This is a genomic window from Streptomyces sp. NPDC052299 (assembly GCF_040679335.1).
In the GTDB taxonomy this organism is placed as follows: Bacteria; Actinomycetota; Actinomycetes; order Streptomycetales; family Streptomycetaceae; genus Streptomyces.
Genome location: NZ_JBFAUP010000013.1, coordinates 45,503 through 60,608, shown reverse-complemented (window position 1 = coordinate 60,608; position 15,106 = coordinate 45,503). Strand labels below are relative to the sequence as shown.

5 protein-coding genes are annotated in these 15,106 nt (G+C 73.5%); 3 read left to right on the top strand and 2 right to left on the bottom strand.

The window, feature by feature from the left end:
* Nucleotides 1–165 precede the first annotated feature (165 nt).
* The gene (locus AB0L33_RS22325) at nt 166–1,353 is read left to right on the top strand and encodes a PP2C family protein-serine/threonine phosphatase (protein WP_365684046.1); all 1,188 of its coding nucleotides are present in this window, start codon (nt 166–168) and stop codon (nt 1,351–1,353) included.
* Between the two features lie 75 nt (nt 1,354–1,428).
* Here AB0L33_RS22325 and AB0L33_RS22320 read toward each other — a convergent pair whose 3' ends face one another.
* Nucleotides 1,429–5,706, bottom strand: coding sequence for a S8 family serine peptidase (locus AB0L33_RS22320; RefSeq protein WP_365684044.1), 4,278 nt, complete (start codon nt 5,704–5,706; stop codon nt 1,429–1,431).
* Nucleotides 5,707–6,046: 340 nt separating this feature from the next.
* Between AB0L33_RS22320 and AB0L33_RS22315 the strand changes: the two genes are divergently transcribed.
* Complete coding sequence (locus tag AB0L33_RS22315; protein WP_365684042.1) at nt 6,047–10,153, top strand: S8 family serine peptidase; 4,107 nt, start codon at nt 6,047–6,049, stop codon at nt 10,151–10,153.
* Nucleotides 10,154–10,196: 43 nt separating this feature from the next.
* Here the strand turns inward: AB0L33_RS22315 and AB0L33_RS22310 are convergent, their stop codons facing one another.
* The gene (locus AB0L33_RS22310; protein WP_365684040.1) at nt 10,197–11,048 is read right to left on the bottom strand and encodes a helix-turn-helix transcriptional regulator; all 852 of its coding nucleotides are present in this window, start codon (nt 11,046–11,048) and stop codon (nt 10,197–10,199) included.
* Between the two features lie 208 nt (nt 11,049–11,256).
* Here AB0L33_RS22310 and AB0L33_RS22305 point away from each other — a divergent pair, with 208 nt between their 5' ends.
* Nucleotides 11,257–15,018: a S8 family peptidase gene (locus tag AB0L33_RS22305; RefSeq protein WP_365684038.1), complete on the top strand. Its 3,762-nt coding sequence runs from the start codon at nt 11,257–11,259 to the stop codon at nt 15,016–15,018.
* Nucleotides 15,019–15,106 lie beyond the last annotated feature (88 nt).

Here is a 15,106-nt window from a genome sequence, read left to right as displayed (position 1 = left end):
CCCGGACGGACGCCGTTCCGCTCCCCGTGTGCGGGACCTCGGTCGGTCCGCGACAGGGCAGAACGGCCCTGTCGTATGTCCCCAATGGCCGCTGCGCGCCGGAATTCCGTCCGGCGACGCCGTCATCGCCTGTTCTGGAATCCGCATTCGGTAACACTCGGGGGCATGGCCACCCGTCCCCGTCCTTCCCGCAGTGCCGCGTTCAAGTATCTCGACTGCGGCGGTGCGTGGGCCGTACTCGCCGTCGCCCTCCTCGACCTGATCCTCGGGGAGGAGGTGAAGCTGCTGGCCCTCTACGCGGTGGGCCCGGTCGTCGCGTCGGCGCGCGGCCGTGCCCCGGCCGTGGCGGGCACGGGCCTGTTCGCGGCGGTCTGGGCCACCGTGCTGGCGTACCACGACGGCGTGCTCGCCACCCACTGGGCGGTGGTGTCGGTGCTCGCCGTCGCCGTGGTCACCGCCGTCTCCGCGGCGGCGGCGCGCGTCCGGCAGGGCCACGAGTGCGGGCTCGCCCTGATGCGCGACGTGGCCGCCACCGCCCAGGACGCCCTGGCCCCGGCGGTCCCCGAGACGGCGGGGCCCGTGCGCATCGCGGCGTCGTACGAGTCGGCGGCGGACGCTGCGCGGATCGGCGGCGACTTCTACGAGGTGGTGCCCGTCCGGGGCGGCGTCCGGGTGCTGATCGGGGACGTCCAGGGGAAGGGCCTGCGGGCCGCCGGGCTCGCGGCGGCCCTGCTGGGGTCGTTCCGGGAGTACGCGGCGGTGTCGCCGAGCCTGGAGGAGGTCGGGGTGCGACTGAGGTGCGCCCTGGCCCGCAGGCCGGACGACGAACGGTTCGCCACCGCCGTACTCGCCGAGCTGACCTCGGACGGCCGGATGACCGTGCTCAATTACGGTCATCCGGCTCCCCTGGTGGTCCGGGCGGGCGGCGGAGTGACCTGGACCGAGCCGGACCGGCCCGGGATGCCGCTCGGACTCGACGCCCTGGGCGACGGGCAGCCGGGACGCCACCGGGGTCTGCTGCACGACGGGGACCGGGTGCTGTTCCACACCGACGGCCTGGCCGAGGCCCGGGACGAGGACGGCCGCTTCTACCCGCTGGGCTCGCACAGCGGCCTGCTGCGCGACGGACCGCTCGGCCACTGCCTGACCAGGGTGCGCGAGGACGTGCACCGGCACGCCGCCCAGTGCGGCGCGGACGATTCGGCGTTGCTGCTGCTGGAGTTCGAGGGCCCGGCGGAGGGTGTCGACGCGCCTCGGGGCGGCGGGGCCCACGTTCCGCTCCGGGCGGCGGAGCTCGGGTGCGACGTGTGTGCCGTGCGGGACTGCCCGATCGCCGCCGGACTGCGGGACTGACGTGCGGTACGCAGACAGCACGCCGCCCTCCCCGCCACCGGGTGGCGGCGGGGAGGGCGGGCGGTCGAGGAAGCGTCAGGAGGGCAGCTTGGCCAGGACGACCTTGGTCGTGCCCCCGTCCTGCGTGTCCATGGCGTAGTACGCCACTTCGCCCCGGTCGTTGAGGGAGATGCCCTCCAGCGGAACGAAGCGTGAGGAGCCGGTCATCGCCGAGAGGGCGTACATGCGGCCCTCGGGGTCCCAGACGACCGCGGTGTCCGAATCCGGCGCGGTCTGGGCCGTGCCCATGATCCAGCCCGCGTCGTTCACCGCGAGCGCCTTCGCGTCGAAGCCGAAGTCCGGCAGCCGGGTCATGGTGCCGCCGGGCTTCAGGACGAACGCGTCGTCACCGCTCGCGCCGACGATCACGCCGGAGGCGTTGACCGACTCCGCGTAGCTGTCGGCCATGCCCGGGAGCGTGCCCAGGTCGGTGATCTTTCCGTCCGCGTCCCACTTGACGGCGCGGCGCTTGCCGTCCTTGGAGGAGTGGCCGACCACCGTGCCCGCGTTGTTGATGGCGATCGGCTCGGTGAGGCTGCGGCGCTCGGTGAGGTGCGGCAGCTTGCGGAAGCCCGTCGCCGCGTTCCAGGCGAAGCCCTCGTTCACCTCGATGGACCGGCCGGTCGCCGGGTCGGTGACGGAGCCCGTGGCGTTGCCGACGACCGTACCGGAGTCGTTCACGGCGAAGCCGCGCGCGAAACGGTAGGTCTCCCAGTCGGGCAGCGGCAGCGTGGTGAGCTTGCCGTCCGCGTCCCAGACGCCCGCCCGGGTGCCCTCGGCGAGCGTCAGCTGGCCGGTGGCGTACCCCTTGGAGCGGCTCTGGCCGAGGACGTGGCCGTCGCGAGCGTCGGCGTTGTCGAGCAGCGTGACCCCCTTGTCCGCGTCCCAGCGCATCGGTCGGCCTTTGCCGGATACCTGCTTGGAACCGGCCACGCGGCCGTTGTCGTCCAGGCTGAACCCGAGGGCCGGGCCGAAGGAGGACGTGATCTCCGCGTGCGGGGTGGACACCTTGCCGATCAGCACATCGGCGCTGCCCAGCGTGGTGCCGGTGTCGTTCGCCAGCGAGAACCGGCCCACCAGGCGGCGGCCCGAGGGCGGCAGGGTGTCGGCGACCAGACGGCCGCTGATCTTCGTCGACTCGCCGCCGGCGAGGCGCACCGGCTTGTCCTGGTCCACGGTGACCGAACCGAGCGACGAGGAGAACATCGTGTCCTGGATGTCGAACTCGGTGCTGCCCGAGGGCACGTCCGTACCCGCGATGTAGAGCAGGTAGTAGCCCGGCTTGGGCTTGTCCACCACGATCGACTCGCGGGAGCCGCCGTTGGTGGACGAGGCGACGAGCTGCCCCGACTGTGCCAGGAGGTACAGGTCCAGGTCCGCGTCCGGGTCCGACGTGTTGCCCATCGACACCTCGAAGCGCGTCGCGTCCCGGGGCACCGTGACCTGCTTGCCGGTCATGTCCTGGTCGGCGACGGTCGGGTGGGCCTCGGACAGCGCGCCCAGCGAGCCGCCCACCGCGTGCGCGGTCACCGGCGCGAACCGGTTGACCGCCGTGAAGCTCTTCTCGGCCGCCGAGTGCAGCGCCGCCTCGTCGATCACCGAGGACGCCGGGTCGAGCGTGGCGCCCTGCACGGTGGCGGTCAGCCGGTACGGGTTGCCGAGCGCGGGCGAGGTGCGGCGCGCCTCGACCTCGAACTCCCAGACGCCGGGCATCGGCTGCTGGTACGTGCGGGAGCCGGAGGCGCAGTCCTTCTCGTCCGAGAAGTTGGTGTAGCAGCGGCTCACGGCGGTGTCCTCGACCGGCATGCCCTGCGGGTCGACGGCCAGGAAGCGCGCCTGGCTGTCCTCGGCGACGCCCGACAGGTCCACCTTCAGCGCCGCCGCGCCCTGGGGCACGGAGACGAAGAACGAGCGGGTCGCGTTGCGGTCCACCGTGCCGGCGGTGGACACCGCGTACGACGGCTTCGCCGGGTCGGCGGCGGCCACGACGGTGACCGGGACGATCCGGTCGACGCCCGGCGTCGCCGGGTCGTCCACGCGCAGCAGCGCCGAGTGCGCGCCGGTGGACTTGGCCTGCGCGCGGACGGTGACGGCGGTCGCCCGGTCCCGGTCGAGCTTCACCGTGCCGGGAGCGCTGAACGTACCGTCGTTGCCGACCCAGGAGAGGCGGGCCTCACCGCTGCCGGAGCCGGTGCGGGTGAGCTTCACCGTGTAGTTCTTCGGCCGGTTCAGCGGCTGCCCGCCGTCGTCGGGGGAGCAGCGGTTGTACACACCCGTGCCGGACTTGGGCGTGGCCAGCATGCCCGCGAGGACACCGCAGACCGGCGCCTCGACGGAGTACGCCGTCGGCTTCGGGCCCTTCGCCAGCAGCTTCCACGCCGCCGGTACGGACACGAGGCCGGCGCCCTGCGCGTACGCCGGCTGGTCCGGCAGAAACGTCGCGGAGCTGGTCAGCGCGGACCGCATCCCGGCGGGCGACACCTCGACGTGCGAGGCGGACGCGGCCGAGAGCAGCACGGCGACGGCGCCCGCGGCCTGCGGCGAGGCCATCGACGTGCCGTTGAACATGCCGTAGCCCGGGGGCAGTTCGTAACCGGCCTGGGGCACGCCCTCGCCGGGCAGCCAGGTCGGGATGGAGGAGACCGCGGCGCCCGGGGCGACGATCTCCGGCTTCATGCCGCCGTCCTCACGCGGACCGCGCGCGGAGAACGGGAACAGCGACTGGCGGTCCTTCACCTCGGAGCCGTAATTGGCCCACCAGGTGTCCTTGCTGACCGAGGCGCCGACCGCGATGACCTTGTCGGCGACGGCCGGGTCGGACACGGTGTTCATGCCCGGGCCGTCGTTGCCGGCCGACGAGACGATGTGCACGCCGTACTGGTCGATCAGCCGGTTGTAGAGCAGCCCGCGGACGTTGCTGCCGTCGTTGAGCGCGGGCAGCCCGCCGATCGACAGGTTGACGACATCGGCGCCCTTGTTCACGACGACGTCGATCATGCCCTCGGCGAGGGCGTACGAGGTGCAGCCGGCGGCGAAGAGGCAGACCCGCTCGGAGACGATGCGGGCGCCGGGGGCGGCGCCGTCCATCTCCCCGCCGAACAGCCCGTGGCCCGCGGTGATGCCCGCGACATGGGTGGCGTGGGCGCCGGAGACGATGCCGATGCTGACGAAGTCGGCCTTCTTGCCGGCGTTCGTGCCGCCCCGCGCCGACAGGTCCACGTCGTCGCGGTACTCGACCGTGAACGGCATCGACTCGGCGACGGCGGTGTCCGGGTCGTCCGTGCCGAACGAGGCCCACGTGCCGGACTTCGCGTACGGCTCGACCACATCGGCGTCGCCGAAGGTCCGGTCGAGGTTCGCGTCGACCCACACCCGGTGGTCCGCCTTGCGGTACAGGACGCCGAACGTGTCGTTGTAGTCGCCGTCCCGGTTGACGTCCCCCTCCAGCTCTCCGCCCCAGGTGTCGGACTCCTTGAACAGCTGGAACTCGTAGTCGCCGTCAGGGGCCTTGTAGTCGACCCCGCCGTAGCGGAAGGTGCCGTCCTTCGCGGTGACCTTCAGCCGCATCTCCAGCCAGGTCGGGTCGCCGTCGGTCACCGGGTCGGTCGCGGTGACCCAGTCCTTGATCTTCGGCAGCCCGGTCGTGGTGGTGCGCAGCGCCGGGTGGGCGAGGTCCACGCCGGTGTCCAGGATGCCGACGGTGACGCCCCGGCCGTCCCAGGTGCGGTGGTCGGCGGTGAAACCGGTCGCCCCGGTCTCGGCCACGGGCAGGTAGGGGTTGTCGGCCGGGGTGGTGCGGCCGGGGGCCTTCGGCGTGGCGGGGCTGTCGCCCTTCGCGTCCTTCTTCCTGTCCTCGGTGGTGACCGGCGACGGGTCGGGGATCTTGTACGTCTCGTTGAGGTCGACGGCCCGGACCGAGGAGAGCGCGGTGAGCGCGGCGACCTTGCCGGTCGGCACGGTGGCGCGGACGTAGCCCAGCTTGTCGTCGGCCCTGGCGACCCGGCCGCCGAGGTCCGCGACCTTCTCGCGCAGCGCCTCGGTGTCGCCCTCGCCGGTGGCCAGCAGGACGGTGACCGTCTTGGCCTTCTTGCTCTCGGCCTTCTGCAGCAGCGTACGGTCGTGGGCGCCCAGCTTGTCGCGCTGGGAGGCCAGGGCCTTCTTGGGCGCGTCCGGGACGGCGGTGCCCAAGGGATGCGGCACGTCGGCGGCTTGGGCGGGCAGTGCCGACAGACTCATCAGTGAGCCGGTCAGGCCGGCCGCCAGGACGGCGGCGGTGAACTGGCGTCTGCGGCGCGTGATGGTGGGGCGGGACATGAGTGCCCTTTCGCGTGGCGGGGGCCTCGGCAGGACCGGGACCGCGTCGGGATCTCCCGCCGGAGCCCCGGGCACCGGCGGGAGGTCGTGGCACGGGTCTACCGAGCCCGGCCGGGGCACCGCAGCACCCTCGCGTGGCGGATGCATGACACGACGTGTTGTCGCCAGTTCCCGGACCCACCGGACCCCGATGGCGACTTGACGACAGGCGGAATCTCGCCACCGGTTCCCCATTCCCCCCGGCAGGCCCCCGCACGGACGATCATGCGATGCCCGTCCCCCGCCACGCCCGAGGCGAGGGGGCACCGTCCGTCCCTGCCCAGAGCGGAGCCCACGAATCATGACGCAAGCCCCAGGGCGCAGACACCTGGCCCTGGCCGCGGCGGCAACCGTGCTCGCCACCCTCGCGGCCACCGCCCCCGCCGCCTTCGCCGCCCCCTCCCCGTCCGGTGCGCCGGACGGTGAGGCGCTGCTCGCCACCCTGGACGCCCAGGAGCTGGCAGCCCTGCACCGCATGGCCGCCCTGGACATGGGCGGACTGCACGTCACGGACAAGGCCGCGCTGCGCAGCAGCAAGCCCGTCGACGTCATCGTCCAGCTGAAGACCCCGCCCGCCCGCACCGCCCGCCTGCTCGCCGCGGCCGAGGGCCGCACGGTCAGCGAGGCCGCGGCCCAGGACGCCGTGACGAAGGCGCACAAGCGCTTCCGCACCGCGCTGGACGACATGTTCGCGCAGCCCGCCGCCGACGGGAGCAAGGGGAAGAAGGCGGCGGCCCCGAAGCCCGGGCGCACCTACACCCACAGCTTCGACGGGGTCAGCCTCCGGCTCCCCGGCGACCGCGTCGCCGAACTCCTCGACAACGACGAGGTCACCGCCGTCTGGCCGGACACCACCGTGAAGGCGCTCGACCGCCCCGCCCCCGCCGACGGCGGCGGGACCTCCGGCGCCGCGCAGGACGACGACGGGGTGGCCCGGCTGCACGCCGAGGGCATCACCGGCAAGGACGTCAAGGTCGGCATCATCGACACCGGCATCGACTACCACCACCCCGACCTCAAGGACGCCTACAAGGGCGGCTACGACTTCATCGACGACGACGCCGACCCGATGGAGACGACCTACGCCGACTGGAAGGCCTCCGGGCAGATCGAGACCAGCCAGGGCTCGACGTACTACACCGAGCACGGCACCCACGTCGCCGGGATCGTCGCCGGCCGGGGCGCGGAGTCCGAGGAGCGCGCCGCCCACGGCGTGGCCCCCGGTGCCTCCGTGTACGCGTACCGGGTGCTCGGCCCGTACGGGCGCGGGCGCACGAGCGACATCATGGCCGCGATGGACCGGGCGGCCGACGACGGCATGGACGTCGTCAACATGTCGCTCGGCGCCGCGGTCAACGACCCGATGAGCCCGCAGGCGATAGCCGCCGACAACCTCGTGCTCGCGGGGATCACCACCGTCATCGCCGCCGGCAACAGCGGACCGGGTGCCAACACCCTGGGCACCCCGGGCGCCGCCGCGCTGCCGCTCACCGTGGCCGCGCACGACGAACCGATGACCCTGCCGGAGTACCGCATCGGCGCGGGCGCCACCTCCGCCACCGGGCGGCTGCTGGCCCGCCCCTTCGGCGACGCGCTCTCCGGCCTGACCTCCAGCAGCTACCCGGTCGCCGACGTCGCCACCGGCACCGCCGCCGGATACAGCGGCAAGGACGTCAAGGGCAAGGCCGTCCTCGTGAAGCGCGGCGGCATCCCCCTGGACGAGAAGGTGCGCCGCGCCGCGTCCATGGGCGCCGTCGCCGTCCTCCTCGTCAACGACAACGCGGCCGAGGGGCACATCCCGAACTACATCGGCGAGAGCCCCGCCTACGTCCCGGCCTTCTCGCTCACCGCCGCCGAGGGCGCCGCCCTGGCCGCCGGGACCACCGACGCCACCGCTCGCCTCACCTTCACCGAGGCCGGGACCTTCGTGCTCGGCAGCGGCGAACTCGCGTCCTTCAGCTCGCGCGGCCCCGTGTACGGCACCGGCGCCATCAAGCCCGAGATCGCCGCGCCCGGCGTCAGCGTCCTCTCGTCCGTCCCGGCCGACACCGTCGCGCCGGAGACCGGCGACTACTCCGGCGCGTACGCCCGCCTCAGCGGCACTTCCATGGCCTCCCCGTACGTCGCCGGGGCCGCCGCGCTGCTGCTCCAGCACGACCACCGGCTCACACCGGACGGGGTCAAGGCGGCACTGATGAACACCGCCCGCCCGATGCCCGGCAAGGTGAGCGTCTTCGAAGCGGGCGCCGGCGCGGTCGACCCGTACGCCGCCGTGCACACCGAGACCTCGCTCCAGGTGTCCGCGAAGACCCCGTACGTCTCCCTGGACGGCACCCGGTCCGAGCTGGACCACCGCACCGGCGCCCTCGACCTCGGGGTGCTCCCGGTCGGCCGGGCCACCCAGGTCGAAAAGCGGCTCGACCTGGTCAACGACAGCGGCACCCAGGGGCGTTACGCGGTCGGCGTCGCGTTCACCCGGGGCAACGGTGCCTCCGGGGACGCCCAAGCGGCCGGAATCACCCTGTCCGCCGACGGCCAGGTGACCAGCAAGCCGCACGGCAGCACGCCCGTCCGCACCACGCTGCGGGTTCCCGCCGACGCACCCGCCGGCTACTACGAGGGCTTCGTCACCCTGACCCCCGTACAGGACGAGGGACTTCATGCCCTGCGCATGCCGTTCGGGCTGCGGGTCGCCGAGTCCGGCTTCGCGGAGATCGACATGACGAAGCCGGTCATGTCGACCAACCAGTTCTCCGACGCCGGTTCCGTCGGCGGCGGCGCCGCCACGTTCAACCTGCGCATGGCCGGGCAGCTGACGAGCGTCGACATCTTCCTCGCCGACACCCGGGGCAAGGACCTCGGCTACATCGGCGGGATCAACACGACCGGCCTCTCCGAAGGCGTCCTCTACGGTCCCGCGACGGTCGGCGCCTGGTACCACCCGGTGACCGGGCGCGAGGCCACCCCGTTCGACCCCCGGGGCCGCTGGATCGCCGACGGCCACTACAAGCTGCGCATCGTCGGCACCGACGGCTTCGGAGGCACGGATTCGGTGCTGCGCGACGTCTACGTCGACTCGCACGCGCCCACCTACGAGGACACGTACGGGGCCTGGGACCCGTCCCGCCCCACGGTCGTCGAAGTTCCCGCCGACGCCAGGTCGTTCTCCTTCTCGGGCCGGCTGCGGGACGGCGAGACCGACGCGATCCACGCGGCCGGGCTGGACATCGGCCAGGAGGACAACGCGCTGTACTACTCCACGTACAGCCCCAACGCTCCCACCGGCCACGTCAACGCCGACGCCGACGGCAACGTGAACGCCCAGGTGCCCCTGTCCGTCGGGCCGCCGACCGCCTTCGTCAAGATGTGGCCCGCGGACGCCGCCGGAAACATCGGCGACGTACGTTCCCTCAACGTCATCAAGAAGGGAATCCCCTACCTCGTCGGCGCCGCCGACGCCCCCGTCGCACGGGCCGGTGACAGCCTCACATACACCCTGACGGCCCACGACCTGAAGCACTGGAAGTCCTTCAACTCCCAGATCCGCTACGACGACCGCAACATCCGCATCACCGCCATCGAGCCGACCGCCGAACTGGCCGCCCACGGCCCGTCGAAGATCACCACCACGAACGTGTCCGCCGGAGCGTCCTCGTACACCACCCTCGGCTTCGACGTCTCGGACCCGGAGGGCCTGAGCGGTGACTCGATGCCGCTGCTCAAGGTGACGTACGAGGTGACGGGAGAGCACTGGACGACCTCGGCGGGGCTCAACACGGGCACCACCAGCGCCATGGACACCACGGGCACCAAGGTGCCGCTGAACATCCTGTTCTACGGCGCGGTGCGGATGCTCAACCCGGAGTCCACCTTCGGCGCCCGGCCCGCCGCCGAGGCCCTGCTGACCAAGGACTACGGCTACGACACCAAGCGCGACTACAGCCTCGACGGCTTCCAGGCCGAGCTGACCGCCCCGGACGGCACCCGGCACCCGATGACCGCCGACGCGACCGCCCGGATCTCGGCCGAGGGACTGAAGCCCGCCGAGAAGCCGTACCGCCTGGAGATCCGGGTGCCCGGCCACTTCTCCTGGACCGAGGACATCGACCTCGGCCTCACCGGCTACGGGGCCGTGGCCGGGACGAGCGCTTCGTCGGTGGCCTCCCTGGTCGCCGGCGACGTCAACGGGGACGACGTCATCGACGTCCGCGACGCCGCCGCCGTGTACGACGCCCGGGGGACCGCGCGGCGTTCCGCCGACATCAACCACGACGGCACGGTCGACGGGAAGGACCTGACCTGGGTGGTGACCAACTACCTCCAGCAGAACACCATGTCCGACCGCGTCACCGACCCGGTCAAGCGCCTGCACGGCCGGACGCTGGAGTACTACACCGCCCGCATGTGACGACCCGCCGCCCGGGGTGCCGTACGCGCCCCGGGCGGCCCGCTCACACCCAGTTGTTGCGCATCGCGTACCAGCCGAGCTGGACGCGTGAGGAGACCGAGGCCGCGTCCATCAGGGCGCGCAGCCTCCGCTGGACCGTACGGGGCGACGTGCCGAGCTGGTGGGCCGTCGCCGCGTCCGTGAGACCGGACAGCATCAGCTGGAGCAGCCTGCGGTCGGTCGGGTCCAGGTCGCCGTCCTCCCGCAGATAGGGCCGCGAACGCTGCCACACCGACTCGAACAGCTCGACCGCCAGCCGCACCAGGGGCGGCCCGAGAACCATCGACCTGCCCGCCTCCAACTGCACCATGGCGGTCTCCTCGTCGGCTATGAGGAGCTTGATCAGGGGCTGGTCCACCACCCGCACCTGATGACCGGCCGCAAGCCGCTCGTCCAGCGCGCGCAGCGCCGCCGGCTCCGTGAGGAAGGCCCGGTCCACGACGACGCGGTACGCGGCGTGCGGATTGCCGTCCTTGCGCAACGGGGGCTCCGCGTCGGCCTCCCGCGCCCCCGCCGCCTCCTGCTCCTCCGGGGCCGCCTCCTCCGAGTCCGCCAGCGTGGACGGGACGGGGGCGACCGTGTTGGCCCCCGACTGGAAGCCCAGCAGCGAGGTCCGGGCCCCGTACTCCAGCTCGTACAGCCGCCGGGCCTGGGCCTCGCGCCCCTCCCAGAACTCCACGAACTGCCCCGGCTCCTCATGGCCGTCGGGCCGCCACGACCCGAGCAGCCGCACCAGCGAGTCATCGGCCCGGCGCAGGTCCTCCTGCAACCGGATCAGGGAGGAGCGCACGGAGGCGGGCGGGCCGGGGAACGGCTCGGCACGCGGGGACGGTGGCACTTCTGGACGGGACGACATGGCTCAAGTGTCGCCACCTGCGAAGCCGCCTGGCAACGGACCCCCCGCACGGTGCCCGCGACCCGCTCCGCGCGGGTGTCGGGATTACGCCATGGCAGCCACTCGCCAGCCACAAGGCCCCCACGGAGCGGCGGTGTTGGCCACGCTGCTGCTCACCGGGCCCCTCCCTCCGAGGTCACCGGACCCCTTCCCCTCCTGGAGACCAACGATGAGACGTACGAGGCCATGGCGCCGGACGGCCGCCGGGCTCGCCACCGCCGCCCTGCTCGCGGCGGCCGCCCCCGCCGCGTCCGCCGCCACCCCGGCGGACGCCGCCCAGCCGCTCACGGACGGACCCGGCCGCGCGGTCACCGTCACCCTGATCACCGGCGACGTGGTCGAGGCCCGCGTGGACGGGGCCGGCCGGGTCCTGTCGGCAGGTCTGCGCGGCGCCGACGGCACCGATCACGCCGCCGCGACCTGGCGGGACGGCAAGCGGACCTATGTGTTCCCGCAGGGCGTCGAGCGCCTGGTGGACGCCGGGCTCGTGGACGCCGCGCTCTTCGACATCGGGCGGCTCGTCGCCGACGGCTACGACGACGCGCACACGGACAGCGTGCCCGTCGTCGTGGAGTACGCGGGCGGCGCCGCCCGGGGCGTGCGGGCCGCCGCCGTCCCCGGCACCCGGACCACCGCCACCCTGGAGTCCATCGGCGGCGCCGGACTGGCCGTCAGCAAGAAGTCGGCCGCCGACGCCTGGCAGAAGCTCGCCCCGGCCACCGGGCGCCCCGCGGCCCGGACCGCCGCCGCCGCGGCCGTCAGCAAGATCTGGCTCGACGCCAAGGTCCGGGGCACCGCCGTCAGCGGCCTCGGCACCCCGACCGTGCCCCTCACCGGTGCCACCACCGCGCACCGGGCCGGGCTGGACGGCTCCGGCGTCAAGGTCGCCGTCCTGGACACCGGCGTCGACGCCGGCCACCCCGACCTCGCCGGACGCGTCGCCGGCAGCGAGACCTTCGTCAGCACCCCGGCCACCTCCGACCGCACCGGCCACGGCACCCACACCGCGTCCACCGTGGCCGGTACCGGGGCCGCCTCCGACGGCACCTACGCGGGCATGGCGCCCAAGGCGGACCTGCTCATCGGCAAGGTGCTGGACGACGACGGCTCCGGCTCGATCAGCGGCATCGTCAACGGGATGGAATGGGCGGTCGACCAGGGCGCCCGCGTCGTCTCCATGTCGCTCGGCTCCGACGGCGACACCGCCTGCGCCGGACCCGGCGTCGACGCGGTGGAACGCCTCAGCGACAAGGCCCTGTTCGTCATAGCCGCCGGCAACGCCTCGCTGCACGGCACCGTCTCCACCCCCGGCTGCGCCCCCAGCGCCCTCACCGTCGGCGCGGTGGACCGGAAGAACGCCACCGCTTCCTTCTCCAGCCGGGGCCCCTCCGTCGACGGCGTGAGCGCCAAGCCGGACATCGCGTCCCAGGGCGTCGGCGTCGTCGCGGCCAACTCCGGCGGCCGGGGCGACCAGGCGTACCAGGAGATGTCCGGCACCTCGATGGCCACCCCGCACGTCGCGGGCGGCGCCGCGCTGCTCCTCCAGCAGCACCCCGAGCTGACCCCGGCCGGCCTCAAGGCCCTGCTCACCTCGTCCGCGACGTCCACCGACGCGCCGGTCCTGGAGCAGGGCGCGGGCCCGATGGACGTGGCCCGCGCGGTGTCCCAGCCGGTCACCGCCCCGCCCGTGCCGCTCCTGGGCGACTTCGCGTATCCCCAGCGGGACCTCGACCCGGTCGACAAGACGGTCACCCTGACCAACCTCACCGGCCAGGACGTCCGCCTCAGCCTGCGCGTCGAGGACGTCCGGGGTGACGACGGCAGCCGCCTCCCCGGCTTCGCGCGGCCCGCGCGCACCACGGTCACCGTCCCGGCACGGGGGACCGCCGACGTGCCGGTCCGCATCGACCCGGGCACCCGCCTGAGCGACGGGGCGTACGGGACGGTCACCGGCCGCCTCGTCGCAACCGGGTCGCACGGCGTGCGCGTCACCGTTCCGTTCGGCGTGCACATGGAGGTCCCGTCGGCCGACCTCACCGTCAAGGGCCTCGACCGGCACGGCGACCCGGCCTCGTCCCCGTCCGCCTTCCAGCTGTTCGACGACCACCGCGACACGGCGCGGCGCTACACCCTCGGCTACCCCGAGGCCGGCAGCACCACGGTCCGGGTGCCCCTCGGCACGTACGCGCTGAGCGGACTCGTGATGACCCGCGACGAGCCCGGCGACATCGGCAGCGTCGCATCGGTCAGCCAGCTCTACCGCGAGAAGCTGACGGTCTCCGGCGACACCGAGGTCACCCTCGACGCCCGCGACGCGCGCCGCATCGCCTGGGACACCGAACGCCCCAGCCAGGGCGCCGGGTTCGCCATCGGCCTCGCCCTCGGCCTGGACGACTCGCGCCGCCTCCAGGCCGGTTACGTCACCACCGTCCCGTCGTACGCCAAGGGCGTCTACGCCCAGCCGGTGCACGGTGACGACCGGCTGACGTTCCTCGCCTCGGCCCGGCAGACCGCGCCGCGCGCCGCGCTGACCATCACCGGCGGCCGGGTCCTGGACTCCCTCCCGGTGCAGAGGGGGACCGAGTTCGACGGCGAGGGCTCCGCGCCGGTGACGTACATCGGCAAGGGCACCGACGCGAACTTCGCCGCCCACGACCTCACGGGCCGCATCGCCCTCGTGGACGCGGGCACCGGCGGCGGCAACGCGTTCACCTGGGACGCCGCCGCGCGCAAGGCCGGCGCCGCAGGCGTGCTGGCCGCCGTCCCGGAGAGCGAGGGCCGGTTCCAGCTGACCGGCCCCGAGGGCATCCCGCAGGCCACGATCACGGCGGCCGACTCGCGGGCGGTCAAGGACGCGCTGGCCAAGGGCGATGTCCGCCTCTCCTGGTCCGGCACCGCGACCGATCGCAGCCCGTACGTCTACAACCTCGCCCTCACCGGTCACGGCTCGATCCCCACCGGAACGCAGCGCGTACGCGACCGCGACCTCGCGGCCGACGAGGCCCGCTACCACGTACAGGGCACCGGGGACGCCACGTACTGGTCCGACGTCAAGGTCGGGCTGCCGGGCATCGCGGCGATCTGGGCCGGCGGCACCACCCTGCCCCTGCACGCGCCGCAGCAGCGCACCGAGTACTTCACCCCGTCCGGCGACGACGGGCTGACGTGGACCACCCTGATGCGCCGGGACCTCGGCCCGTACGGCAGCACCTCGTACGACGGGCCGCGCGAGCGGGACAAGGGCCGCACGACGTCCCAGTGGTACAAGTCGCCCTACGGCCCGGTCCGCAACACCTACGGCCCGGCGCTGATGAACCGCGAGAGCAACCGTCTCGGCTTCACCATCGCCCCGTTCGGTGACGCGGGCGGGCACGACTCCACCCTCGCGATGACCGACACCGGCACCCGCCGGCTGCTGATCGACGGCGAACCGCAGGCCATGGTCTCCGGCACCTTCAACCTGCCCGACAGGAAGGCGGAGGTGACCTTCCAGCAGCAGTGGCAGCGCCGCGCGGGCGCCCTGGACCGCACGGGGCTCGCGTACGCCACCGAGTGGGTCTTCACCACCGACGCCTCGGACCAGGGCGCCCAGCACCTGCTGGTCCCCGTCCTCGACGTGCCGTCCGACCTGCGCAACTCGCGCCCGGCGGGCGAAGCCACCACGATCGGTCTGAGCGCCGTCACGGACGACACGGCAGGCCCGGCCACGCGGCGGAAGGCCGGCCTGGAGTACGCGTACGGCACCGAGTCCACCGTCGACGCAGTCACCGGCTGGCACCAGGCCCGCGTCACGTCCACCCGTGACGGATGGCAGGCCGCCCTCCCGGGCGACGCGCCCGCCGGAACGTTCGTCCACCTCAAGGTCACGCTCACGGACGACGAGGGCGCCCGGGTGAGCCAGACCATGATCAGGGCGTACGAGGTGCGCTGACCGCGCGCTGTGGTCTGCGGCACACACCCCGCCGCCCCCGCGCCCGGTTTCCGCACGTCGCGGGGGCGGCGGCGGGCCGGGCGCCCGG

What these genes read in the sequence shown, in the direction of transcription:
- AB0L33_RS22315 (WP_365684042.1), top strand. Translation starts at nt 6,047, where the DNA reads ATGACGCAAGCCCCAGGGCGCAGACACCTGGCCCTGGCCGCGGCGGCA.
- AB0L33_RS22325 (WP_365684046.1), top strand. Translation starts at nt 166, where the DNA reads ATGGCCACCCGTCCCCGTCCTTCCCGCAGTGCCGCGTTCAAGTATCTC.
- AB0L33_RS22310 (WP_365684040.1), bottom strand. Translation starts at nt 11,048, where the DNA reads ATGTCGTCCCGTCCAGAAGTGCCACCGTCCCCGCGTGCCGAGCCGTTC.
- AB0L33_RS22320 (WP_365684044.1), bottom strand. Translation starts at nt 5,706, where the DNA reads ATGTCCCGCCCCACCATCACGCGCCGCAGACGCCAGTTCACCGCCGCC.
- AB0L33_RS22305 (WP_365684038.1), top strand. Translation starts at nt 11,257, where the DNA reads ATGAGACGTACGAGGCCATGGCGCCGGACGGCCGCCGGGCTCGCCACC.